Source organism: Brevibacillus centrosporus (assembly GCF_046622605.1).
Classification (GTDB): domain Bacteria; phylum Bacillota; class Bacilli; order Brevibacillales; family Brevibacillaceae; genus Brevibacillus; species Brevibacillus centrosporus.
This window is the reverse complement of sequence record NZ_CP176856.1, coordinates 3,344,095-3,369,167: the sequence shown is the minus strand read 5'-3', so window position 1 is coordinate 3,369,167 and position 25,073 is coordinate 3,344,095. Positions and strand designations below refer to the sequence as shown.

The window sequence follows — 25,073 nt, the reverse complement described above, 5'->3', positions numbered from 1 at the left end:
AAATGATGCGATACACTAACTATTGTGGCAAATAACATTCACATCAACCAAGTCTCGGGAGGATATCATGAAACGTATTTGTGTATTCGCAGGCTCCAATCCAGGAGTCAATCCTGCTTTCGAACAAATTGCACAAGAGCTGGGCAGAGAGCTGGTCGCACGCGAGCTTGACTTGGTGTATGGCGGGTCCAATATGGGACTGATGGGGAGAGTAGCCAACTCCGTACTGGCGGGTGGAGGAAAAGCGATCGGGATCATGCCGACAGGACTTTTCCGTGGTGAAATCGTGCACACTGGATTAACCGAGCTGCATGAAGTAACTACAATGCACGAGAGAAAAGCCATGATGAATGATCTCTCTGACGGCTTTATTGCATTGCCAGGCGGATACGGGACATTCGAGGAAATTTTTGAAGTAGTGAGCTGGGGTCAAATCGGCATCCATACAAAACCGATCGGACTGTTGAACGTAGACGGCTATTACACACCTCTGATGGAAATGGTGAACCATGCGACGGCTGCAGGATTCATTCCTGTAATGCAAGGCGAGCTGATCTTGTGCGAGAGCGATCCTGCTGTTTTGTTGGATAAAATGCGGGATTACACGCCTCCAGTGAAAACGAACAAATGGTCGGAATTGACCGAGAAGTGATATATACAATAATCCGAAAGAGGACACAAAAATGTGTCCTCTTTCTTTCAAGGCATAGTTTTTTTAGTCGCTTTGACGAGTAAGTTGTGTTTGTATGTGCAGGCCACTTTATTTCTCTAGATACGCATATTTAAAGTAAGAACCGCCTAACGGAAAAATGACAAAGTCTTTTACTTTATCGTTCTTTACATACGCATTCCCACGGAAATGCAGAGGAGCAAGAGGCATTTCTTCCATATGTATGTTCGTTGATTTAGCAGATGATGGTATAATCATAGTAATCGGGCTTTACATGAAGGTGACTTAATGTTTTGGAAGCGAAATGTGCTGAATTTTATGAGTTTGGTAGCCCTAAAGACGTACTAAAGATTGCATATACAAAGATAGAACCAGCGAAGGATGATGAAATCCTTGTTCGAATGCTAGCGCGTCCTATAAACCCTTCTGACCTAATACCGATAAGAGGGTCTTATGCTCATCGGATTTCTTTACCCAATATCCCAGGTTATGAAGGGGTAGGAATTGTAGAAGATGCAGGGCGTTTAGCTCCTCCAAATCTCATTGGGAAACGTGTTTTACCATTGCGTGGGGAAGGTACATGGCAAGAGTTTGTGAAGACAGCCGCTAAATTTGCAGTTGCTATACCTGATACAATAGATGATTTTACAGCTTCGCAGATGTATATAAATCCAATTACGGCTTTGGTGATTTGTACAGAAGTTTTAAAATTACGTTCGGACGATGTTTTATTGGTCAATGCCTGTGGTTCTTCAATTGGGCGAATTTTCGCTCAGTTATCAAAGACATTTGGCTTTCGATTGATTGCAGTTACGAGAAATAGCCAATACAACGAGGAATTACTTCATTTAGGTGCTTCGTATGTAATCGATACATCAAAAGCTCCACTCTATGAAACCGTTATGGAATTAACGAATGGAAATGGTGCTGATGCTGCTATAGATTCCTAGAGATTGTAAATAAGGCGAAAGTCAATGCGAATATGTTTCATTTACGGAATTGGAATGCACAAGTATCAACGGATAAATGGCAAGAAATGTTCAGTCATTTGATAACGTTGATAAACGATAAAAGATTGCGTTTGATGAAGGTGGATTCGCTCTACGACTTAGCAGATGTAGCAAATGCTATTCATGCTGTCGAATATGCAAAAATAACCAAAGGGAAAGTCTTTTTGACAAGTCTCGCGAGCCGGGGGACATAGCGCGTAATGAAAAAAGCAGCTCGGACTGATCGCTCAGCGGGCTGCTTTTTTATACCTTGACAATGCTAGGTGAAAGATGGTATTTTTAAACAATATGAAATAACCGAGTATCAATATCGGAATAATTGGTTTTTGCATCTTACAGAGAGAGCAAGAGGAGGAACTTCTATGATTCAATCGAAAAAAATGCTGCAGCTTTCCGCATCTGCTGCACTGCTGGCGACTTTGGTTCTGCCACAATTTGCAAGTGCTGCCGAACAGCCAACCGCTGCTGCTGCACCTGTAACACTTTCTGTACAGCAAGCGTCTAGCGCGAATGTAGAGTTTAGCAGCTATGTAAAGCAACAATACGGAATCCAGTTTACAGGAAATGTGACGCGTGACCAGTACGGAACCGCATTGGCCAAAGTTGTGGCAAGCATTACCAGTATAACGGAAAAAGAGGCAGCTGCCAAAGGTTTCTTGTCCGCAGGATCGACGCCGTTGCTTTTGGGCGAAGCGATCAGTGCGACAATCCAAGCAGCTGATTTGAAAGAGCTGGCTCTTACATACAGCGAACAGAAGGTAGCGGCAGCCTTGAAAAAAGCAGGCATTTCCTATGCAAAGGGAGGAACCCTCTCGCAAAAGACCGCTCAGGGCATTGCTGTAGCATTGGATACAGGCATCGTTTCAGCAAGTCAGCTGAGCGCCAGTAAAGTGACCGGTGCCGTTTCAGCGGATCTTGCCTATCAATTGCTTGGAAAGGTATCGGAGCTCGGCGGTCATTATAAAAACTACCTCGGTACGATCAGCGAAGACGGGATATACGGTAAATTGGCTCAAGCATGGCACGAATCCCAAATCCTGAAGGCAGGAGAGCTGCAGGAAGTCGTGGATACGGCTCTCAAACAAAACCTCGTAACGGGCTACAATTTGAAGGATGCAGCGTTTGACCCGCACTTTGATCCAGCGCGGACCATTACCTATGGTCACAGCGATCTTAGCCATGCTATTCAATTGATCGGCCTTTTGAAAAGCGAAGGCATCGATGCAAAAGTCCAGTTCGAGCCAAAGACTTCGGCATTCATCTATCTGAAAGAGTGGGGAGAGCCTGTTCAAACAGATGATTACCAAGTGGTCCAAATTGAAAATGGCAACTACATCGCCTACGCGAAAGAATACGACCTTAGCTTCGAATTTGCGAGCGTCGAAGACAAAAAACGCTTCCAGCCTCTAATTTTGCAATATGCGAAGAAAGATGCTGAGGATCAAACAGGTCTGATCAAAGGCTCCTGGTGGCAGCCACTCTACCACTCTCGTACAGAACTGGCAGACTATCCTGTCATTACCAATAACCTTTTGAAAGAGGGCCGCTATATCGTGCAGTCGTTCTCGCTGAATGACCAATCGGCGAAAGTAGTGGAAGGCTTTAAGAAGCTGGACAGCAAGCTTACCGTGGAGACCTATCAGTTCTGGGTAGACCAGCCGTTCTACAACTATTTGCTGGGTGAGTATAAATAAGAATAAGCAAAAAGCATCTTTTGCGGATCAAAGGCGCCATTCGGCCCAATGATTCCCCAGAAGATGCTTTTTTTTGCCTGTTGGATCGCCCGGTTCTCCCTTCAGATGTGATTCCCTCGGTGATCAGTGAGTACTTCCTCGATCGTACGTCTGGAAATGTCCGACAGAACGGGATTCGTATGGCGATAGTAAGCGAGCGCCGTGAGTCCAAACGAAAGGGCCCAACCGCTCCCGCGTAGCCAGGTCACATCGTCAACGGCTAAACCCTCGCGAAAAGCTGGTCGGGATTGATCGTTTAAGACGGTCCAAGCGCACATACAGTCACATGCAGGATCGCCTACTCCCAAGAGGCCAAAGTCAATGACAGCGCTCAGACGGTTATTTTGTACCAACAGATTTCCCGGATGGAGATCGCCGTGCAGCCAGACAGGCTCTCCCTCCCATTTCGGAGCATGAAGGGAGGCTTCCCACGCTTTGGTTGCTTCTGTTCTATCAAATACATCGTGCAGAGCTTCGATTGCTTTTCGTACGGCTGCATCACGAAGCATAAGCGGCTCCCCACGCCCTGAATTGTGAGGGCCAGGTGCCGGTCCTTCTGTGGAAGGGAATTGCTGGAGCGCTCTGAGAAAGGAGGCCATGGAATGTGCAGCGTGTGGAAGATCCCCGATGGGTTCATTCACGGCGTTATCCCCTTCGAGCCAGCGATTTACAGACCATCTCCATGGATAGTCCAGGGCTGGCATTCCCATCGCTATTGGTGTCGGTATGGGGAGTGGGAGCATGGAGGCCATGGAAGGCAGCCATTTGTGTTCTTTATCGACCTGTCCTATGGCCCAGTCTACGCGAGGAATTCGGACTGACATGTGTTCTCCGAGCCGGAAGATGACATTGTCGGTTCCTCCTGACTGTACGGAAGCGAGTGGAAGGTCCGCCCACTGGGGGAATTGTCCTGCGATCAAACGCTTTACGAGAGCTTCGTCGATCTGCGGTGCTTGTGAATGATTCATAGTCAGAAGCACAACTCCTTCTATCCGTTATCCTTTAATCCATGTTTCTTCTCCTGTAAATATTCCATTCCCTTCTCGGATTGGAAAAAAGCAAAAACAATAGGCGATACACCTGTCTCATGATGTATGATAGATAAGGGAAAACGCTGTTATCAACCAACCTTCTAGCGAATGGAGAATATTGTTGATGTATCGGAATTTAGAAGATTGCCTAGTTGATTTGGAAAAGAATGGACACTTGGTACGCATTCGAGAAGAAGTGGATCCTTACCTGGAGATGGCTGCGATTCACTTGAAAGCATATGAAGCAAATGGACCGGCCTTGTTGTTTGAAAATGTAAAAGGATCGAAGTTTCGAGCAGCGTCCAACCTGTTTGGAACCATCGAACGCAGCAAGTTCATTTTCAGAGATACGTGGAGGGCTGTCGAAAACGTCATCGCTCTGCGCAACGACCCGATGAAAGCCTTAAAGAATCCTTTTAAACATATCGGAAGCGGACTGGCGGCGTGGAAAGCACTCCCGGCAAAGCAATCGAATAGCCAACCCGTATCCACCCATGAGATTCAAATTTCTGACCTCCCGTTTATCCAAAGCTGGCCGATGGACGGGGGAGCGTTCGTGACTTTGCCGCAAGTCTACTCGGAAGACCCGGACAAGCCGGGTATCATGAATTCCAATCTCGGGATGTATCGCGTACAGCTGAGCGGTAACGACTATGAGCTGAATAAGGAAATCGGGCTGCACTACCAGATTCACCGCGGGATTGGCATCCATCAGGACAAGGCCAACAAGCGGGGAGAGCCTCTCAAAGTCAGCTGCTTTATCGGGGGGCCTCCTGCACACACGCTGTCCGCCGTCATGCCACTGCCAGAAGGCATGAGTGAGCTGACGTTTGCGGGCATGCTGGCAGGACGCCGTTTTCAGTACAGCTACATCGACGGCTACTGCATCAGCAACGATGCGGACTTCGTCATTACCGGGGAGATTCACGCTGGAGATACGAAGCCTGAGGGGCCATTTGGCGATCACTTGGGGTACTACAGTCTGACGCATCCGTTTCCGGTCATGAAAGTGAAAAAAGTGTATGCCAAGCCGAACGCCATTTTCCCATTTACCGTGGTAGGGCGTCCTCCACAGGAAGATACGTCGTTTGGCGCGCTCATTCACGAACTGACTGGGGATGCCATCGTGAAAGAGATTCCAGGGGTCAAAGAGGTCCATGCTGTGGATGCGGCAGGCGTACATCCGCTGCTTTTTGCCATTGGCAGCGAACGGTACACGCCTTACCAGCAGGTCAAACAGCCAACGGAGCTGCTGACGATTGCCAACCGAATTTTGGGGACGGGTCAGCTGAGTTTGGCCAAGTATTTGTTCATTACCGCAGAAGACAAGCAGCCTTTGGATACCCATCGCGAAGAGGAGTTTCTGACGTACATCCTGGAACGCTTGGATCTGCACCGGGATATTCACTTCCAAACGAATACAACGATCGATACGCTCGATTATTCGGGAACTGGCCTGAACAGTGGCTCCAAGGTAGTCATCGCCGCCTATGGGGATAAATGCAGAGATTTGTGCACGGACGTACCAGAAGCCCTGAAGGATTTGCGTTCGTATACCGCTCCTCGCCTCGTGATGCCGGGGATCGTCGCCATCCAGGGTCCAAGCTTTACCAGCCACGAGCAAGTAGCACGGGAAATGAACGAGCTGAGCGATGCGATCAGGGAACGCGGCGGACTGCCCACTTGCCCGATGATCGTCCTCTGCGATGATAGTGCGTTTCTCTCCGCGAATCTCAACAATTTTTTGTGGGCGACATTTACGCGCAGCAACCCTTCCCACGATATTCACGGGGTAAACAGCTACTATGCGAACAAGCACTGGGTGTGCGACAACATGATCATCGATGCTCGGATGAAGCCGCACCATGCGCCGCCGTTGATTCCTGATCCGACCGTAGAAAAAAATATCGAGCGTCTATTTGCCAAAGGAGCGAGTCTGGAGGGCGTCCTGTAAAGAATGCTAGAGCCAGACCGAGAGATTGATGATGCAAGTGAAAGTGACGGAGGGTTCCTGCAATGCTCGACAAACAAAGGCACGGAGTATCTGTTGAAATCATTTGGTCCTGTGCTACGACTCCTATGGGAACCTATACGAGCTGAAAAGGTTTCTTTACTCAGGGTCCGAAGATGACAATAGATCCGTTGCCTGGCAAAGCATCAAGGTCTGGCAACGGATTTTTCATACAGTCAGAATGGATAAGATTCTCATCCAGTATAAGTGCAACGAAGACGCTGTCAAAAAGGCTTAGTGGAGCCAAGTCTCTAATGTGAGCATACACCCGAGAATTAGACACTCTATTTGGAAACTGGTATAATTTTCTTGATAAATTACTCACTTCTCCCATCTGTACACTCAGAATAAGACGAACAAATCGGAAAAGCCAAAGGAGCGGATCGTTATCATGACCCAAAAAACACGAATCGGGAAAACGGATTTGTACGTCAACCCAATTGGACTGGGAACGAATGCGGTAGGTGGCCACAATATTTATCCGAACCTCAGTGATGAGACAGGCAGAGAGGTCGTTCGTGCAGCTTTTGAAAACGGAATTCAATTTCTCGATACGGCTTTTATTTACGGGCCAGGTCGCTCGGAGGAACTGATTGGCGAGGTCATCAAAGAAAAAGGCAACCGTCAAGATGTCGTCATCGCGACGAAGGGTGCGCATAAATTCGTAGACGGCAAAGTTGTCGTAGATAATTCGCCAGTGTTCTTGCAGGAGAGTGTGGAAAACAGTCTGCGTCGTCTGCAGACGGACTATATCGATCTGTACTACATACATTTTCCAGATGAAACCACGCCAAAAGACGAAGCGGTTGGCGCATTGGCGAAGCTGAAAGAAGCGGGGAAAATCCGTGCAATCGGCGTATCCAACTTTACGATCGACCAGCTGCGGCAAGCAAATGCAGATGGCTATGTGGACGTTCTTCAATCCGAGTACAACCTGTTCAAGCGTGAGGTCGAAAAGGAAATCTTGCCTTATTGCGTAGATAAAGGAATCTCCTTTGTCCCTTATTTCCCTCTGGCTGCAGGCTTGCTGGGAGGAAAATATACGAGAGATACCACCTTCGTCGATGGCAGAAGCCGCAATCCGATGTTCCAAGGGGAGCCGTTTGCCCGTAACCTGGAGAAGGTCGAGCAAGTCAGGGAAATCGCGAATGCCAAAGGCGCGGAAGTCGCACATGTCGTCCTCGCTTGGTATTTGACTGTCGATGGGATCGATGCCTTGATTCCAGGGGCGAAAAAGCCGGAGCAAGTCACCAATACGTTGAAGACGCTGGATGTTCATTTAACCGCAGAAGAAATCGAGCGAATCCATCAGATTTTCCAGGCGTAAATCTTTCCATCCAAAAAGCCAATCCGATCCACAGCTGCTGTGTGAACGGATTGGCTTTTTTGTACGTCTGAGTGCGGCCTGCGTTCAAGACTTGCCGTGCTTCAGCTCTGCTTCGATTCTGGAGGTTTTCGAAGACTCCCCCATGCGCCAATACGCAATGAGACTAATGAAAATGCAGAGGGACACGTAATAATAAAAGAGTGACTCGATCCCGATGCTTTTCAGCCAAAGCGCAACAAACTCGGCTGTCCCACCAAAGATGGCGACGGTGAGCGAATAGGGGAAGCCCACACCCAGCGCACGAATTTCAGTAGGAAAGAGCTCTGCCTTCACGACGGCGTTTATCGAGGTATAGCCTGTTATGATGATCAGCCCCAAGAGCATGAGCAGGAAGGCAACGATGGAATTGTGCGCGCCTTCCATCAGGAGAAACAGCGGAACCGTGAGCAGGGTTCCGAAAATACCAAAGCTAAGCAGCAAAGGGCGTCTTCCGATCCGGTCTGAGAGTGAGCCTGCGAGCGGCTGAATCAGGGCAAAAATGAGCAGGGCGATAAAGTTGATCCAACTCACGGCTTTTTTGTCGAGTCCGACTGTATTGACCATGAATTTCTGCAGGTAAGTCGTGTACGTGTAGAAAGCAACAGTCCCGCCAAGCGTCAGCCCTACGACCGTGAACACAGCTTTGGGATATTGCATGAGCGCTTGAAGTGTACCCGCTTTTTTCTTGCTTTCGGACCCCATTTTGGTAAATTGCTCGGACTCGTCCATGGAACGGCGCAGCCATAGCACAACTAATGCTCCCGTGGCACCGATCACAAAAGGAATTCGCCACCCCCATGAAATCATCGCCTCTTCACTTAGCATGAGCTGGAGAATGATTTGCACGCCAAGCGCAACCATTTGACCAGCTACCAATGTAACGTATTGGAAGCTTGAGTAAAATCCACGGCGCCCGCTGCTAGCCATTTCCGACAAATAAGTAGCAGATGTGCCGTATTCGCCCCCCAAAGAGAGCCCCTGCAGCAAGCGGGCCAGTACAAGGATGATTGGGGAGAGCATGCCGATGGTGGCATAGCTCGGCGTCACGGCGATGATGAGCGAGCCGCCGGCCATAACCGTGATGGAAAGTGTCAACGCTGCTCTTCTCCCTCGCCTGTCCGCGTATTGCCCCATAAGAAGGCTGCCGATTGGACGCATAAGGAAGCCTACCGCAAAAATAGCCGCAGTATTGAGCAACTGGCTGGTCGGATCGCCTTTTGGGAAAAACTCCTCCGAAAAGTAGACGGCGAAGGCAGAATAGACGTACCAGTCATACCACTCGATAAGGTTACCCAGCGAGCCCTTGAAAATATTTGCCGTGATGCGTCTGGACTGTTTTTGTTCTTCGGTGAGAGTCATTCTGTCAACCTCCTGGTGAGATGCCGCAATAAGTAGTGTTAGTATGACCGAAGCTCCCGTTCTTTTAGTCGGTTTTTTTCCAGAAAGTGTGCTCTATAAGGATTGATTGGCGGAATAGAAATGAAATTCGCAATATTTTATAAATACAGAAGGCATTTCGGAGATCTCGCGAGAAAAGGAAAGGATACCAATCATGCCAAAAGTGAGGTGGGGCTTTTGTTCGAGGGATATTATCAGCTGCTGATGCCAGGAAAAATCATCTACGGTCGAGACTCGTTTTCACAGGTCGGCATACAGGCAGCACAGCTGGGAGCAAAGGTATTGATCATCAGTGATCCGATCATGGTGAAAGTGGGAAATGTGGCCCTTTGCGAGACGTATGTAGCGGAACAGGGCTTGGCCTACGCCACCTATACGGGAATTGAAACAGAGCCGACCGACATCCATGTGGAGGAAGCACTCGCGGTCTGCCAGCAGGAAGGCTGTGACGTGATTGTGGCTGTCGGGGGAGGGAGCTGCATCGACACAGCAAAAGCAGTTGCATGCATGGCGACGAACGAAGGGTACATCGGGGATTATATGGGAGGACAGAAACCATTTTCCGCAAAGCCTCTCCCGCTGATCGCATGCCCGACAACAGCAGGAACAGGTTCGGAAGTGACCAAAGTCACGGTGATCATCAATACAAAGACGCAAGTAAAGATGATGATATCACAGCCAGAGCTTTTACCCGTCGTCGCCATCGTCGATCCTATTTTGACCTTATCGTGCCCACCAGCTGTGACAGCCGCTACGGGGATTGATGCCCTGTGCCACGCGGTTGAGGCTTATCTTTCCCGCAAGTCTCAGCCCGTGACTGATATGCTCGCGCTCAAAGCTATGGAGCTGATCATCCGCCATTTGCTGCGCAGCTATCAGGATGGGCAGGACATGGAGGCCAGAGAAAAGGTCGCGCTGGGTTCCATGCTGGCTGGAGCAGCCTTTTCAAATGCTTCTGTTACGTTGGTTCACGGAATGTCCCGACCCATTGGTGCGCTCTTTCACGTACCGCATGGCATCTCCAATGCAATGCTGCTGCCCGTCGTGCTGGATTATACAAAAGAGAGTGCCATCGAAAAACTAGCAAGCATCGGACATATGCTGCATCCCGAGTGGAAAAGCCAATCTGTCTCAGAAGCGGCTGAGAATACTATCGTAGAGATGAAGCAGCTGTGCAAACGACTGCACATCCCCAACCTGAAGAAGTGGGGAATCGATAAAGAAGCATTTGAAGCTGCATTGCCCAAAATGGCAGCGGATGCGCTCGCGAGTGGAAGTCCTGCAAACAATCCGCTCGTGCCCACGCACGAAGAGATTGTCCAGTTGTATCGGCGCAGCTACGAATACGAGCTGACGACAACACAAATGGCGTGAGTGCCGGAGAGCCTTCCTGACAGACTATGTTTCTTCCTCCTCTCTCAGATAGGAGCGCATACCGCGGATAAACAGCTCCCGAATGACCTCTGACTGGGTTTTGCTGCTTACGCGCGATCGAATCATTTCCAATTCTGCTACCAGCTCGGAGTCCAGATGCAGGTTGATCGTTTTGCCCTTGCTTTTCGGATGAATTTCAAAGTAATCAGCACTTTTTCGTACTTGTCCGTCCACGATGGCTTTGTCATCTAGCTGCTGTGGAGCAGGAACGTAGAGGCAGGGTGCTTCCAAAATGATATGGGTCAGTTCCTCGCTAAACCGAATGGCGAGGGGCTGCCCCTTTTTTTTATGGAAATCTCGTATCCGTCGCGATAATTCCTGATTAGGAACCGTGTTTTCCAGAGTAATCGCTGCCAGTTCCATAAGGCCTCCTTACGGGAGTAGCAAGTCGTTCTCGTCAATGGCTGTCAGGACAGCTCCCGTTTCTTCTAGTTGGACTTGATAGGTAAAGCGATCACCATCTCTCTCGATAGAGGTAACCAAAGCTCCGACTTGACCAGAGGGAGAGCGGAGACGGACCCGATCCAGTATATCGAAAGCAGGCTCAAACAACCCTTTCTCGTGCAGAAATCGAAAAACCGCTTCGCGCGGGTACAAGAATCGCTTGTTTCCCTGTTTGCTGGCCAGCAAAGGAAAAGCCTCGCGTTCGTCAATGACCTCTCCTAGATAACCGCTATCCGCCCAGCGCTTGATGGTAGCCATGCTGCCATTTCTTCCTTGACGAGCTTCCAGTATGTCCAGAATCTCTCTTGAGGAGAGATACGACAAGCGACGCTCCTGCTGTTCGCAAAAGGCAAGATGCTCGGCTTCGAGCTGGACCAGCTGTTCGTTCAGCTGAGCCATTTGATTTCGTATGCGAGCCATTTGCTGCTCGTAGTCTTTCATGGATAGATCGCCTCACTGTCATAACCATCTCGTTTGTTTATCCCTATTCGCGAATGAAATCAATCATTCCACGCGTCCATGAATGATTGCGTCCCGTTTGTATTTCGAAAGGAAATGTAACAATCATAAAATCATTCATTCTCACATTGATTAATAGCAAGCACATTATTTTTATTACAAAGGGCAAGGAGGTTGTGAAAAATGGGCGTTCCGCATGATCTGCAGAGCAGCTTTAAAGAAGTGGTCCCTGCTTTAAAACCGAAGGAAGCCATCGATGAAGCAAATCGGTGCCTGTATTGTTATGACGCCCCTTGTATCAAGGCCTGTCCCACCTCCATCGATATTCCCTCGTTTATCAAGAAGATCTCGACAGGAAATTTGTTTGGCTCGGCTCGCACCATTATGGATTCCAATCCAGTAGGGGCAAGCTGCGCCCGTGTATGTCCCACAGAGGAGCTTTGCGAAGGCGCCTGTGTACTGAATCATGCATCCAAGCCGATCATGATCGGCCTGCTGCAGCGACATGCAACGGACTGGGCCATCCAAAACAAGGCGAAGCTGTTCCAAAAAGGTGAAGCGAATGGAAAGAGTGTCGCTATCATCGGAGCGGGACCGGCTGGCTTATCAGCCGCCCGGGAGCTTGCGCGGCTGGGGTATCAGGTTACTGTGTATGAAGCGAAGGAAAAGGCAGGCGGGCTAAATACGTACGGGATCGTCTCCTTCCGTTTGCCTCAGGAAATCTCTTTGTGGGAAGTCGAGCAAATTGAAGAGCTTGGAGTGGAGATCAAGACGAATACCCAGATCGGCATAGATGTAAGTGCCGAGGAACTGCTTGCGAACTTTGATTCCGTTTTGCTTGCCGCAGGGATGGGAAACGTTCCTGACCTGCAGATTGAGGGCGAAAATCTGGAAGGCGTGCTAGACGCGATTACGCTGGTGGAAGAGACGAAGAGCCAAGCCTTGACGGACAAAATGGTCGGGAAGAAAGTGGTCGTCATTGGCGCGGGCAATACAGCGATCGACGCGGCTACCTGTTCCAAGAGGCTGGGAGCCGACAATGTCCAGATCCTTTACCGACGTACCGTGAACGAAATGTCCTGTTATCAGTTCGAATATGAGTTTGCCAAACAGGATGAGGTGGAATTCCGTTGGCTGGTGGCCCCGTCCCGCGTGATCGGGGAAGGTGGCGTGGTGAAAGGGCTGGAGCTGATCCGGATGGAGCTGGGCGAGCCGGATGCGAAAGGAAGAAAGCGCCCCGTACCTGTTCCCGGCAGTGAGTTTGTGATCGAAGTCGATTTCGTGGTCAAAGCAATCGGGCAGAAACGGCTTGTGCCTCTGATCGATGCGTTTCAACTGGAGCACAACAAAGGCATCGTCGAAGTCGAGGACGGCACCTATCGGACGAGTAACCCGAAAGTGTTCGCAGCGGGCGACATTATTTTCGGAGGCGGGAAGACCGATGCGATGGTAGTCGATGCAGCCAACCACGGCAGACGAGCGGCGCATGCCATTCACCAAACGTTAACAGACCAAAAGCAGCCCGTGTAAGTGTTGCAGAAATTTCACGCGTAAGGAGGAGAGAGGAAATGGCAGATCTATCTATCAATCTGGCTGGCATACAATCACCCAATCCTTTTTGGCTAGCATCGGCACCGCCCACAAACTCCGGCTACCAAGTGCAACGGGCATTTGAAGCAGGCTGGGGCGGAGCTGTCTGGAAGACCTTGGGGGAGCCTATCATCAACGTGACTTCGCGGTTTGCGGGACTGCATTTTGGGGGACAGCGCGTTTTCGGCTTTAACAACATCGAGCTCATTACCGACAAACCGCTGGAAGTAAATCTAAAGGAAATGGATGAGACCAAAAAACGTTTTCCGAAGCACACACTCATCGCTTCGTTGATGGTGGAGCACAAGCAAGAGGCTTGGCATGAAATTGTGAAAAAGGTGGAGGCAATTGGCGTAGACGGACTGGAGTTGAACTTCGGCTGTCCACACGGGATGGCGGAGCGGGGGATGGGCTCGGCAGTCGGTCAGCATCCCGATCTGATCCGGCAGCAGGTCGAATGGGTAAAGGAAGTGGCGCAGACACCCGTCATCGTCAAGCTGACGCCTAATATCACGGACATTCGTTTTACGGCCAGGGCTGCTTCTTTGGGCGGAGCGGATGCGATCAGTATGATCAACACGATCAACAGCTTGATAGGAGTCGACCTGGATCGCTGGCTGCCTATTCCTCATGTGGATGGAAAAGGCGCACATGGCGGCTATTGCGGCCCAGCAGTAAAACCTATCGCTTTGAACATGGTGGCGGAATGCGCTCGCGACGCCCAGGTTGGCGTGCCGATCTCCGGCATTGGGGGCATTTCCAACTGGCGGGATGCCGTGGAATTTTTGCTGATGGGTGCGACTGGCGTCCAGGTGTGTACGGCTGCCATGCATCACGGCTTTAGAATCGTGGAGGACATGATTGACGGGCTGAACAACTACCTCGATCAACGAGGGATTTCCTCCGTTATGGACATCGTCGGCAAGGCTGTACCTACCTACTCGGATTGGGGCCATCTCAATCTGAACTACAAAGTAGTTGCCCGGATTCACGAGGAGACCTGTATTAACTGCAACAAGTGCCATATCGCCTGTGAAGATACTTCCCATCAATGTATCGACATTCTGAAGGACGAGGCAACAGGGGCGGAGCGGCTCGTCGTACGCGAAGAGGACTGTGTGGGCTGCAACCTTTGTTCCATCGTATGTCCGGTGGAGGGAACGATCGAAATGGTCGAAATTCCGAGCGACTTGCCGCCACTCAGCTGGAATCAACGGCAGGCAGCATTGGCAGCAAAAGGGACGGCTGAGACATAAGTACCAGATGTTCGTAATCTTTTTCCAAATAGGCGCATAGCCTGTACGGAAAAGCTGTGTCTCAATCTGGCTGCAGAAAAAGAACAGGGGAGGGGCAAGGATGAAAAAGTGGATTCGTGGCGGGACGGTTGTAACGGCAGCAGATACGTACCAGGCAGACGTGCTGATCGAGGGGGAGAAGGTCGTCGCGATCGGGTACAACCTCGATACCGCTGGCGCAGAGGAGATTGATGCCACCGGCTGCTACATATTGCCGGGTGGGATTGACCCCCATACGCATCTCGACATGCCTTTTGGCGGAACAGTGACCTCCGACAACTTTTTTACAGGGACGAAGGCTGCAGCATTTGGCGGAACGACGAGCATTGTCGACTTCTGCCTGACAAATAAAGGAGAGTCGCTGCAATCCGCGATTGCTACCTGGCATGAAAAAGCGCGTGGAAAAGCGGTTATTGACTATGGCTTTCACTTAATGGTTTCCGATGCTAACGATCAGGTGCTGGATGAACTTGCGTCCGTTGTTGCCAATGAAGGGATTACTTCGCTCAAAGTGTTCATGGCCTACAAAAACGTTCTGATGGCTGACGATGAGACCTTGTTCAAAACACTGATACGTGCAAAGGAAATCGGAGCGCTGGTTCAAGTCCATGCGGAGAATGGAGATGTCATTGACTATTTGACCAAGAAGGCATTGGCGGAAGGGAATACGGACCCGATCTACCATGCCTACACAAGACCTCCAGAGGCGGAAGGAGAAGCAACGGGACGTGCGATCGCCCTGACGGCTCTCGCGGACGCGCAGCTGTACGTCGTGCACGTCTCTTGCGCGGACGCCGTACGTCGGATCGCAGAAGCGCGTGAGAAAGGCTGGAACATTTACGGGGAGACGTGTCCGCAATACCTCGTGCTCGATATCGAAGACCTGGATCGACCGGATTTTGAGGGTGCCAAGTATGTCTGGTCCCCACCGCTTCGTGAAAAATGGAATCAGGAAGTGCTCTGGAGCGCCTTGAAGAACGGCATCCTGCAAACGGTGGGCTCTGACCATTGTCCGTTCAACTTCGTGGGGCAAAAAGAACTGGGACGCGATGATTTTACGAAAATTCCAAACGGCGGGCCAATCATTGAAGATCGCCTAACCCTGCTTTTTTCCGAAGGGGTACAGAAAGGAAAGATCAGCTTGAACCAGCTGGTGGATCTCACCTCGACAAAAGCGGCGAAACTGTTCGGGATGTTCCCGCAAAAAGGGACGGTAGCGGTTGGATCGGACGCTGACCTCGTCCTCTTTCATCCCGACGTGAAAAGAACGATATCCGCAAGCACCCATCACATGAATATAGACTATAACCCGTTTGAGGGAATGGAAGTCCAAGGGGAAGTGGTAAGCGTCTTGTCGCGAGGCTCCTTCGTCGTTCGTGATAAACAGTTTGTTGGTCAAGCGGGTGCAGGACGCTATTTGAAACGTTCGAGGTTTACACGTCCGTAAGAGAGGGAATAGAGAGGAGAAGGGATGGGATGGTAAATAAAGTAAGCATCGGACTGATCCAGGCAAAAAACGATGTGAATGGGGACGAACCCGTTCACCTCCATAAAGAGAAGGCGATCGAAAAGCACGTCAAAATGGTGCGAGATGCTGCCAGTAAAGGAGCACAAATCATCTGCCTTCAAGAAATTTTCTACGGTCCTTACTTCTGCTCCGAGCAAAACGCGAAATGGTATGAGGCAGCCGAGGAAGTGCCAAATGGGCCGACCGTGCAACAGTTCAGCTCATTGGCACGGGAGCTGGGTACGGTCATGATCCTGCCTGTGTACGAGCGGGTAGGAATCGGGACTTACTACAACACGGCTGCCGTCATTGACGCTGATGGAACGTACTTGGGCAAATACCGAAAACAGCATATTCCCCATGTAGGTGTGGGGAACAACGGATGGGGCTTCTGGGAAAAGTACTATTTCAAGCCGGGCAATCTAGGCTACCCGGTGTTTGATACGGCTTTTGCCAAAGTAGGGGTCTACATCTGCTACGATCGCCATTTTCCAGAAGGCGCACGTCTCTTGGGGTTGAACGGAGCTGAAATTGTCTTCAACCCTTCTGCAACAGTGGCTGGACTTTCCGAATATTTGTGGAAGTTGGAACAGCCAGCACATGCCGTGGCCAATGGATATTACGTCGCCGCCATCAATCGGGTAGGAATGGAAGCGCCTTGGAACATGGGCGAATTTTATGGGCAGTCCTATCTGGTGGATCCGCGGGGACAATTCGTCGCTGTAGGAAGCCGTGATCAGGATGAGATCATTATCGCGGAAATGGATAAGAACAAGATTCACGAAGTCCGCGATACCTGGCAGTTCTACAGAGACCGCCGTCCAGAGACGTATGATGACATGGTTAAACTTCTGCCTTGATGAGGAGAGGGAGGCGCCAACCTAGCGTCTTCCTCCTTTTCGCATGAAAGAGTAGCTCCTATCACTGGAACGTGAGGAGAATACCGGGATGAGGCAAATCGTTTTTCGGGGTGTGGAATATAAAGAGGCGTTGCGAGTCGTTCGCTCGGGGCGGTATGAGCGAGAGGAGCGCAGGTATTTTGTCAATGGTGCAAGTGCAAAGGCTGTTTTTGGTTCAGGCGTATACTTGGTAAGCAATCCGGAGGTCGCGGCACAATATGCCATCTGTCATGCCGAAACGGTATGGGACAAAGCAGCCATCTTGCGCCAGGAAGTCGATGCGACCGGACTGCTGCGCTTGGACGAGCGTTATGGCGAAAATGAGCTGCGTACCGATGTACTGCGCGCGGGGTATTCCATGGAGGCATTGGAGCATCGATCCCATTCCATGGGGTATCGGGAATGGCTGGAGTGGACAGGGGACGAGGTACGTTCCTATTTGCTAGCAGAAGGGTATACAGGACTACAGTACAGGATCAGTCCAGAACTAACTTACTATGTTTGCTATCAACCTGATATGCAAATTCACGAAATTTCCATTTTGTCGGTTGTGGATCTGAGTGAAATAACCTAAGACTATCGACTTGTCTGTCTTAATTTGGTAAGATTAGACAATATTCGAGCTTTTTCTACTTTTATTGCACCATGAACAGGAGGATCGCCAAACAACGATGAGTCTCTTTCGGAATTTAAGCACGAGAGCAAAACTGTTTAGCCTAATCATTTTGATGGCTGTATTCTTGGTAGGGGTAGGCTTCACTGGCTATTACCACTTGCAAGTTGCGAGTGACCGTATTCAGTCGATGTACAAGGATCAGCTGCTGCCTGTCAAATGGATTAATGATTGGCGTCAAGAGATGAGAGCGATTGACGGCTTGGTTTACAAAATGATTCTGGAAACTTCTCCAGCTGTTTTGGCCGAGTACAAGACGGAGCTGGAGCAGCGGATGGATGCCGCAAACCGAATCTTTGAAAACTTGAAGTCAGCCGAGCTCGATAAGACCGAGCAGGAGAGCGCCAACATGCTCGAAGAACTCCTCAACCAGTATCGAGGAGATCAGGGCGAAGTGATCAAGATGATCAGTGCACAGCAAACGGACCAGGCCTATTCCTTTTATCGCGCTACCGATAAGACTCTGAATTGGATCAATCAGGAGCAGTTGACTTGGGCGAATTACAAGTCGCAGCAAGCCGAACAAATTCGTCAGGCAAATGAAGTAGATTCCAAAAATGCAGAGCTGCTGCTGGCTGGAGTCGGTATTCTTAGCCTCGTGATCGCAATGGCCCTTGGGTATTTGATTTCCCGTATGATCTCCGAGCCTTTGCGTGTCGTCGTCAATCGAATGGAAGAACTTGCCCAAGGTAACCTGGCAGTAGAGCCAGTCCGCTACGTGACTCGCGACGAAGTTGGGAAGCTGGGATTGGCTTTCAACGGTCTCGTTAACAACTTCCGCTCCTTGATTGAACAAGTAAAAGTAGCAGGGGAACAGGTAGCAGCATCCTCTGAGGAGCTTTCGGCGAGTGCAGAGCAATCCGCACATGCATCCGAGCAAGCGATTGAAAGTGTGCAACAAATCGCAAGCGCGTCGGAAGTTCAGACGCAACGGACGCAAGAAAGCGTACGTGTCATGGAAGAGATGTCGATCGCGATCCAGCGAATTGCCGACACATCCAGCTCTGTTTCTGAAACATCTGCGCAAGCCGCTGTGGAAGCAGAACAAGGAAATGCACACATTCAAAAAGCTGTATCTCAGATGGACTCGATTTCGCAATCCGTCAATCGTGCAGCGGAACTCGTTCAACTGCTCGGCGTGCGTTCGGAAGCAATCGGGCAGATCGTCGATGTGATTACCGGCATCGCTTCCCAAACGAATCTGCTTGCTTTGAACGCAGCGATCGAGGCGGCACGTGCTGGTGAACATGGCAGAGGATTTGCCGTAGTTGCCGATGAGGTGCGAAAATTGGCTGAGCAGTCAGAACAATCAGCCTTGGAAATTGCTCGCTTGATTGGAGAAATTCAGCAAGAGACGACGCAGGTTGTGCACGTGATGAAGGATGGAACGAAGGAAGCCGAAAGAGGAGCGATCGTTGTACAGGAAGCAGGAGTGACCTTCCAACGAATCGTTGCCTCTTCCCAAGAAGTAGCGGATCAAATCCAGGACGTATCGGCAGCGACGGAGCAAATGTCTGCCAGCGTTCAACAAGTGGCATCCGCTATGGACGAAATGAATCGACTGGCCGAAGAAGCTGCCCTGCATACGCAAGGCGTTTCTGCTGGAGCGGAAGAGCAGGTGGCGTCCATGCAGGAAATTGCACGTTCCAGCAACAATCTGAATAAACTCTCCCACGAGCTGCAAGAATCCATCAGTCAGTTCAAATGGTAGAAATACTCGAAAAGAAAAAGACTGGCATCCCTCAAAGGATTTGCCAGTCTTTTTCATAGATCGCATATTTATGAGGCTTTCGACTCTCCACCACGTGCTGTGACCTTCTCGTAGTCCTTCACGCTCATGATCGTAGAATCATTTCGCATCATCCAGGTGTAGATGGCCAAGGAGATGAGCAGGCCGACTGTCCAGGCATTGTCCCAGATGATGGAGAGAGCCGGGACGTACTTGCAGACGAAGGGAATGACGATCCCGATTGCCATGGCCCAAAGAGCGCGGGTGTTATAGCCGGTTTTGTAGGAGTAGATCCCATTTGTCTTATAAAGCTCGGTGAGGTGAATTCTTCTCTTGCGGACCAGCCAGTAGTCAGCGATGGCAATCCCGTCAATCGGACCTAGCAGCGCGCCGTACGTGCCGAGCCATAAGAAAATGTAGTTTCCGAAATTTTCGAGGATGTACCAGGGCTGCATCAACAAGGACACTACGCTGGCGATGATGGCGCCATGCTCGTAAGTGAGCTTGCGAGGAGCGAGGTTTTCAACGGCACGGGCAGGGGCAACTATATTCGCCGCGACGTTGGTAGTGAGAGTGGCGAGGATGATCCCGATCGTTCCCAGGAAAATGGCAAACGGAGAGAATTTGGCTAGGACCGCTGCTGGATCCCAGATCGCTTCCCCATAAATGACGACGGTAGCAGACGCTACGGCTACCCCGATGAAGGAGAAGCCGCCCATCGTGGTTGGCAAGGAAGAGGATTGCCCGATGATTTGTGCTTTTTGACTCTTCGCGTATCGGCAAAAGTCAGGAATATTGAGAGCCATTGTCGCCCAAAATGCGATGGCACCAGTCAAGGCAGGGAAGAAGACTTTCAGGAATTCGCCAGAGGAAGTGAATTTGGATGGCGCGGATAACATAGGTCCCCAGCCACCTGCTTTTGTCAATGCCCAAACCAGCAAGGCAAGGCTCATGATAATGAGGATGGGAGCTGCCCAAGCCTCCATTTTCTTGATGGTTTCAGGTCCCCGATAGGCGATCCATGCGTTCAGCAGCCAGAAGGCAAAGAAGGCAATCCACAGATGCCCGGGGACATGCTCCCAGCCTGTCATGGACATCAGCAGCGTATCGATTGCCGCCCCGCCGAACCAACAGTTGATCCCGAACCATCCCGCCCCGATCAAGCCACGGGCAACCGCTGGAATATGTGCTCCTTTTGACCCAAACCAAAGACGGGCAAAAACAGGGTACGGGATTCCGAATTTTGTGCCTGCGTGGGAGTTGAGGAGAATCGGAATAAGGACAATAACATTCCCGAGAATGATCGTGATGATTGCCTGCCACCAGTTCATGCCGAGGGAGATTAAGCCTGCAGCCATCGCATAAGTAGGCAAACAGATCGACATCCCGACCCAAAGGCTGGCAAAATTATACGCTGTCCACGAGTGTTCGGCACGGGTAGTTGGTCGCAGCCCTTCGTTATAGAGCGGGCTGTCTTTGACCAGCTTCTCGCCTTCGCCTGTCAGCGTAACGATGCCATTTGATTCCGCTTGGGTTTTCACAGCAAATCCCTCCTTTTCCAGTAGTGATTCTGGTATTCGGACAAAAGCCCCAGTTTGTCTCGAATACAAGTTGTAACATTATATTGTGGACGAGAAGACCAAATTCCACAAATTTCACGAAACCTCGCGCTAGAGTGGACCGCATAGAGCAAGCTATCGAAAAACGCAGAGAAGATGGTACTATGTTCCAAGAGGTGAATTTTGTGACCACAACCAAATTGCGATTATCCTTGCAAACGAGAATGATTGTGCTATTTACTTTCGTCATTATTCTGATTATTGGGTCAATGGGAGCTGTCTTTGCTTCCATTATTGGATCTTCTATTGAGGAACAGCTGGGAAAAAAGGCGCTTAGCGTGGCAAAAATCGTGGCGAATGACCCCGAGCTGCGCAATGCCTTTGCGACAGAGGATCCGTCCGCTCTCATTCAGCCGATCGCGGAAAATATACGCAAACAGACTGAGGCGGAATTTGTCGTTGTGGGCAATCGGGAGGGAATTCGATACGCCCATCCGCTGCCGGATCGAATCGGGAAGGAAATGGTAGGCGGTGACAATGAGCAGGGACTCCTGTACGGGCAGTCCTATATTTCAAAGGCGGTGGGGAGCCTTGGGCCATCGCTGCGCGGGAAGGTCCCGATCAAAAATGACAACGGGGATGTCATCGGCATTGTTTCTGTTGGATTTTTGCTAGAGGATATTGAGAGCGCCATAGGGGCTTATCAGGAGAAGGTCGTTCTGATTATTATTCTGGCTCTGCTCTTTGGCGTTGTAGGCGCGATTGGTGTTAGCCGTTATTTAAAGCGAGTCATACTGGGACTGGAGCCGGAAGAGATCGCCGCTTTGTATATTCAGCGCAATGCCGTGCTGGAATCCGTGCGGGAAGGGATCGTGGCCATCGATCGAAACAACAAGGTGACCATGATGAACAAGGCAGCCATACGCATTTTGGAGCTTCCAAATGAAGATTTTCACCGCAAAGAAATCACGGAGGTTTTGCCGGACAGCCGTATGCCAGACGTGCTTGAAACAGGCGAGCATCAATTGGACAGAGAAACGATACTCGTAGGGAAAGAGATCATCGTGAACCGTATTCCGATGAGGCTGGGAGACAAAATCGTCGGTGTCGTCAGCAGCTTCCGTCCCAAATCAGAGATCGACAAGCTCGTGTCCGAGTTATCGCAAACGCGCCGTTATGCAGAGGTGCTGCGCGCACAGACCCACGAGTTTCACAATCTGCTGTATACGATTTCCGGTCTTCTGCAGCTAGGTTCGATTCAGGAAGCAGTCGAACTGATTACCAGCGAGACATCCGCGCAGCAGGAAATGATGCTCTTTTTGGCCAAAAAAATACCGGATCCTTTGATCGGCGCCTTGTTGGTAGGGATGCACAATCGCGCAAAGGAACTGAAAATTCAGTTTCAAATCAATCAAGACAGCAGCTTGAAGTCTCTACCGCCAACGATCAACCGCCAGCAAGTCATTGTGCTGCTTGGTACATTGATTCAGAACGCCTTGGAGGCCGTCAACGAAGCTGCTGTCGAGCGAAAAGTAGTGGAATGCTATCTGTCGGATACGGAGGCAGAAATCCTGTTTGAAGTAGAGGATTCCGGGCCGGGTGTACCCGAAAATTTGCGTGAAGTGATCTTTCAGGACGGGTTTAGCACAAAGCCAGGTGAGCATAGAGGACTGGGACTGGCAAAGGTGCAGGGGATTATCCAAGAAATGAAAGGATATATTCTGGTAGGAGGAAGTGAATGGGGAGGCGCGTTGTTCACGGTGTCACTCCCGAAGGAACGGAGGGATCTGGGTGCAGAAGGTGGAAGTGCTGATCGTGGAAGATGACTTGAGGATCATCGATATCAACAGACGCTTTGTCAGTAAAATAGAGGGGTTCGACGTCATTGCAACAGCAACGAACGGAGCGGAGGCGAAAGAGCTGCTTTCTTTTATGCAGCCGCATCTAGTTCTGCTCGACGTTTATTTGCCTGATATGCTCGGCACTGATCTGGTTTGGCACGTCCGCCAGCATCATCGCAGCGTCGATATCATGATGATCACGGCTGCAAAAGAGATCGAGATGGTACAGGAGGCGCTACGGGGAGGCGTGTATGATTACATCGTCAAACCGCTTGTTTTTGAACGGTTTCGCGAACGCCTGGAGAGCTATCGCCAGCATTTATGGCGGACAAAGGAGGTTGGAGAAGTCGATCAAGAAGTGATCGATCGGATCCTGACCCGCAATCTTCAGGCAGGAAAGACACGGGAGACCGCAATGCCAAAAGGAATCGATCTGCTGACGCTGGAAAAAGTAATCCAGGCGATCCGGCGAACGGGAGAGAAGGGCGTCTCGGCAGAAGAGATCGGAAAAGTAATTGGAACCAGCAGAACGACAGCAAGACGCTATTTGGAATACCTCGTTCTAGAGAAAAAGGCCCGCGCCGACCTGCTCTATGGGACAGTGGGGAGACCAGAAAGAAAGTATCGGTACTTGTCCTAGCGAGCCGTGAACAATATGAACGAAAAGTGCACAAAATTCAGAATAAACCTTATGCACGAAAACTATTCACTTCCAAATCCTCATGATACGGTAAGGGTAAGTGTTGTATGCGCTTACATTAACGTAAGGTCAAGGGGGATGCGGGATGCAAAAGAAAAAGGTATGGATCGCGCTGTCTGTTTTCTTTACACTCACACTGGCAGCTTGTAGCGGGGGGAATGCTGGGACGGGAAGCACGGGAAGCGCAGGTGGCAATGGCAGCTCTGGAGGGACTGGAGCACAAACGGCACCGGCCGCTTCGAGTTATCCGGAAAAGCCACTTGTCATCGTAGCGCCATCAGGAGCGGGCGGTGGCTGGGACAAAACGGCTCGGTCGCTGGGAAAGGTATTGAATGAGAGCAAGCTGGTAGGCCAGACCATTACCATTGAAAACAAACCTGGCGGCGGCGGGACCGTTTTCATGGCAGAGTATGTGAACAAGGACAAAGGGAATCCATACAGACTGTTTGTCAGTTCCCCACCAATCCTGATTAACAACAATAAAAAGGAAGGAAATACGCCATACGGATATCGGGAAGTAACCCCGCTGGCGCAAATGACGAAGGATTTTGGCGCGCTAGTCGTAAAGGCGGACTCCCCTTATAAAGACATCAAGAGCTTGCTGGATGCGATCAAAGCGGATCCGACCAAGCTTACGGTAGCAGGTGGCTCCGCTCCTGGTTCGATGGACCATCTGGTGAGCGTTCTTCCTGCTGCCAAGTATGGGATTGATCCAAAGAGCGTCAAATACGTTTCCTACGATGGCGGTGGCGAAGCGATTGCCGCATTGTTGGGTGGAAATGCCGATATGATCGCAACAGATGCATCCGGGGTGGGGGAGTATCTGAAAGCGGGGAAAATCCGAGTGTTGGGTGTGACTTCCGATCGAAGGCTGACTGGCGTGCTGAGCGATGTGCCAACGTTGAAAGAGCAGGGAATCGATGCGACCTTCACGATATGGCGCGGCGTCTTTGGTCCTGCAGAGATGCCGGCGGATGCCAAAGCCTACTGGGATGCGAAACTCAAAGAGCTGAACGACAATGAGGGATGGAAAAAAGAACTGACGGCTAACGGATGGGAAGCGGAATACAAGGATGCGGCGACCTTCACTTCTTTCCTTGACGAACAAGACAAGCTGGTTAAAGAGCTGCTGACCTCTCTAGGCATGGCAAAATAAACAAAAAAGGAGAGGGTCATCCTCTCCTTTTTTCATAGATGAAGTCATCGCGGCCCGCGACTGCTAATGAAATCGTACAGGAGGAAGAGCATGAATCTCACATTTGATCGCTTGGGAAGTATCTTTTTTGCCATCATAGGTGCAGCGTTTATTGTGGAGAGCCGTTCGATTGCTGCCAGCGCTTACGGAAGTGAAGTAGGTCCTAACATGTTTCCGCTTGGACTGGGCATTCTCTTAATCCTGCTGAGCCTGCGACTGTTCTGGGAGACGAGTAAGCACAAAAAGACGGGGCCAGCACCAGCAGCCTCCGAGAAACGAAACTACGGGCGATTTTTGCTGATACTCGCGGCAACCTTTATCTACGTATTTCTATTTGAGACACTCGGCTACTTGATCGCTACCTTTTTCTTCCTGGCCGTTGCTTTTCGGGTGATGGGCAGCAGCAGCTGGATAAAGACTGCCGCCATATCGCTGTTATTTTCTGCAGGTGTCTACTATATGTACGTCTATTTACTGCAGGGAACGCTGCCTGGATTTCCTTCCTGGCTAGGCTTGTAAGGAGGGATGG

At 50.4% G+C, this 25,073-nt stretch carries 20 protein-coding genes and 1 pseudogene; 16 read left to right on the top strand and 5 right to left on the bottom strand.

The genetic code is table 11. The features are described 5' to 3' along the window. Window positions 1–67 precede the first annotated feature (67 nt). The 3 genes and pseudogenes from ACLIN2_RS17025 (at window position 68) to ACLIN2_RS17015 (ending at window position 3,374) form a co-directional block, all read left to right on the top strand. The gene (locus ACLIN2_RS17025) at window positions 68–652 is read left to right on the top strand and encodes a TIGR00730 family Rossman fold protein (RefSeq protein ID WP_092266826.1); all 585 of its coding nucleotides are present in this window, start codon (window positions 68–70) and stop codon (window positions 650–652) included. Window positions 653–963: 311 nt separating this feature from the next. After that, window positions 964–1,874, top strand: a pseudogene (locus tag ACLIN2_RS17020) (zinc-dependent alcohol dehydrogenase family protein). Window positions 1,875–2,042: 168 nt separating this feature from the next. Continuing rightward, window positions 2,043–3,374 (top strand): hypothetical protein, encoded by a 1,332-nt coding sequence (locus ACLIN2_RS17015; RefSeq protein WP_411501650.1) that lies wholly within the window; start codon window positions 2,043–2,045, stop codon window positions 3,372–3,374. Window positions 3,375–3,475: 101 nt separating this feature from the next. Here the strand turns inward: ACLIN2_RS17015 and ACLIN2_RS17010 are convergent, their stop codons facing one another. After that, window positions 3,476–4,381, bottom strand: a complete 906-nt coding sequence (locus tag ACLIN2_RS17010) for an aminoglycoside phosphotransferase family protein (RefSeq protein ID WP_411501649.1) — start codon at window positions 4,379–4,381, stop codon at window positions 3,476–3,478. Window positions 4,382–4,568: 187 nt separating this feature from the next. Between ACLIN2_RS17010 and ACLIN2_RS17005 the strand changes: the two genes are divergently transcribed. Together ACLIN2_RS17005 and ACLIN2_RS17000 are read left to right on the top strand one after the other, a co-directional pair. After that, window positions 4,569–6,398, top strand: coding sequence for a UbiD family decarboxylase (locus tag ACLIN2_RS17005; RefSeq protein ID WP_411501648.1), 1,830 nt, complete (start codon window positions 4,569–4,571; stop codon window positions 6,396–6,398). Window positions 6,399–6,846: 448 nt separating this feature from the next. Continuing rightward, complete coding sequence (locus ACLIN2_RS17000) at window positions 6,847–7,782, top strand: aldo/keto reductase (protein WP_092266832.1); 936 nt, start codon at window positions 6,847–6,849, stop codon at window positions 7,780–7,782. Window positions 7,783–7,866: 84 nt separating this feature from the next. Here ACLIN2_RS17000 and ACLIN2_RS16995 read toward each other — a convergent pair whose 3' ends face one another. After that, window positions 7,867–9,180, bottom strand: a complete 1,314-nt coding sequence (locus ACLIN2_RS16995; RefSeq protein ID WP_092266833.1) for an MFS transporter — start codon at window positions 9,178–9,180, stop codon at window positions 7,867–7,869. A 243-nt stretch (window positions 9,181–9,423) separates the two neighbouring features. On the opposite strand from ACLIN2_RS16995, the gene ACLIN2_RS16990 reads away from it, so the two are divergent. Continuing rightward, window positions 9,424–10,593 (top strand): iron-containing alcohol dehydrogenase, encoded by a 1,170-nt coding sequence (locus tag ACLIN2_RS16990; RefSeq protein WP_411504554.1) that lies wholly within the window; start codon window positions 9,424–9,426, stop codon window positions 10,591–10,593. A gap of 24 nt (window positions 10,594–10,617) precedes the next feature. Here ACLIN2_RS16990 and ACLIN2_RS16985 read toward each other — a convergent pair whose 3' ends face one another. Both ACLIN2_RS16985 and ACLIN2_RS16980 read right to left on the bottom strand, forming a co-directional pair. Next, window positions 10,618–11,016: a hypothetical protein gene (locus ACLIN2_RS16985; RefSeq protein WP_092266834.1), complete on the bottom strand. Its 399-nt coding sequence runs from the start codon at window positions 11,014–11,016 to the stop codon at window positions 10,618–10,620. A gap of 9 nt (window positions 11,017–11,025) precedes the next feature. After that, on the bottom strand, window positions 11,026–11,538 hold the full coding sequence (locus ACLIN2_RS16980; protein ID WP_411501647.1) for a hypothetical protein: 513 nt from the start codon (window positions 11,536–11,538) through the stop codon (window positions 11,026–11,028). A gap of 201 nt (window positions 11,539–11,739) precedes the next feature. On the opposite strand from ACLIN2_RS16980, the gene ACLIN2_RS16975 reads away from it, so the two are divergent. The 6 genes from ACLIN2_RS16975 to ACLIN2_RS16950 all read left to right on the top strand — a co-directional run bounded on the left by ACLIN2_RS16975 (window position 11,740) and on the right by ACLIN2_RS16950 (window position 19,231). Next, the gene (locus ACLIN2_RS16975) at window positions 11,740–13,086 is read left to right on the top strand and encodes an NAD(P)-dependent oxidoreductase (RefSeq protein ID WP_411501646.1); all 1,347 of its coding nucleotides are present in this window, start codon (window positions 11,740–11,742) and stop codon (window positions 13,084–13,086) included. A gap of 38 nt (window positions 13,087–13,124) precedes the next feature. Beyond that, the gene (gene preA / locus ACLIN2_RS16970) at window positions 13,125–14,402 is read left to right on the top strand and encodes an NAD-dependent dihydropyrimidine dehydrogenase subunit PreA (protein WP_092266837.1); all 1,278 of its coding nucleotides are present in this window, start codon (window positions 13,125–13,127) and stop codon (window positions 14,400–14,402) included. 100 nt (window positions 14,403–14,502) lie between these two features. After that, the gene (hydA, locus tag ACLIN2_RS16965) at window positions 14,503–15,888 is read left to right on the top strand and encodes a dihydropyrimidinase (RefSeq protein ID WP_092266838.1); all 1,386 of its coding nucleotides are present in this window, start codon (window positions 14,503–14,505) and stop codon (window positions 15,886–15,888) included. A 29-nt stretch (window positions 15,889–15,917) separates the two neighbouring features. Beyond that, entirely contained in the window at window positions 15,918–16,808 is an 891-nt protein-coding gene (locus ACLIN2_RS16960) for a nitrilase-related carbon-nitrogen hydrolase (protein ID WP_092266839.1), read from the top strand. An 88-nt stretch (window positions 16,809–16,896) separates the two neighbouring features. After that, complete coding sequence (locus ACLIN2_RS16955) at window positions 16,897–17,421, top strand: hypothetical protein (RefSeq protein ID WP_411501645.1); 525 nt, start codon at window positions 16,897–16,899, stop codon at window positions 17,419–17,421. A 97-nt stretch (window positions 17,422–17,518) separates the two neighbouring features. After that, the gene (locus tag ACLIN2_RS16950; protein ID WP_328211555.1) at window positions 17,519–19,231 is read left to right on the top strand and encodes a methyl-accepting chemotaxis protein; all 1,713 of its coding nucleotides are present in this window, start codon (window positions 17,519–17,521) and stop codon (window positions 19,229–19,231) included. 68 nt (window positions 19,232–19,299) lie between these two features. Here ACLIN2_RS16950 and ACLIN2_RS16945 read toward each other — a convergent pair whose 3' ends face one another. Further along, a complete protein-coding gene (locus tag ACLIN2_RS16945) occupies window positions 19,300–20,790 on the bottom strand; it encodes an NCS1 family nucleobase:cation symporter-1 (protein ID WP_092266842.1) in 1,491 nt (496 codons plus the stop codon). Window positions 20,791–20,993: 203 nt separating this feature from the next. Between ACLIN2_RS16945 and ACLIN2_RS16940 the strand changes: the two genes are divergently transcribed. The 4 genes from ACLIN2_RS16940 (at window position 20,994) to ACLIN2_RS16925 (ending at window position 25,063) form a co-directional block, all read left to right on the top strand. Then, a complete protein-coding gene (locus tag ACLIN2_RS16940; protein WP_411501644.1) occupies window positions 20,994–22,634 on the top strand; it encodes an ATP-binding protein in 1,641 nt (546 codons plus the stop codon). Then, the gene (locus ACLIN2_RS16935) at window positions 22,600–23,289 is read left to right on the top strand and encodes a response regulator (RefSeq protein ID WP_092266843.1); all 690 of its coding nucleotides are present in this window, start codon (window positions 22,600–22,602) and stop codon (window positions 23,287–23,289) included. Before ACLIN2_RS16940 ends, ACLIN2_RS16935 begins: the two co-directional genes overlap by 35 nt. 145 nt (window positions 23,290–23,434) lie before the next feature. Next, window positions 23,435–24,505: a tripartite tricarboxylate transporter substrate binding protein gene (locus ACLIN2_RS16930; protein ID WP_411501643.1), complete on the top strand. Its 1,071-nt coding sequence runs from the start codon at window positions 23,435–23,437 to the stop codon at window positions 24,503–24,505. A gap of 90 nt (window positions 24,506–24,595) precedes the next feature. Further along, on the top strand, window positions 24,596–25,063 hold the full coding sequence (locus ACLIN2_RS16925) for a tripartite tricarboxylate transporter TctB family protein (RefSeq protein ID WP_411501642.1): 468 nt from the start codon (window positions 24,596–24,598) through the stop codon (window positions 25,061–25,063). The last annotated feature ends 10 nt before the right edge of the window (window positions 25,064–25,073 follow it).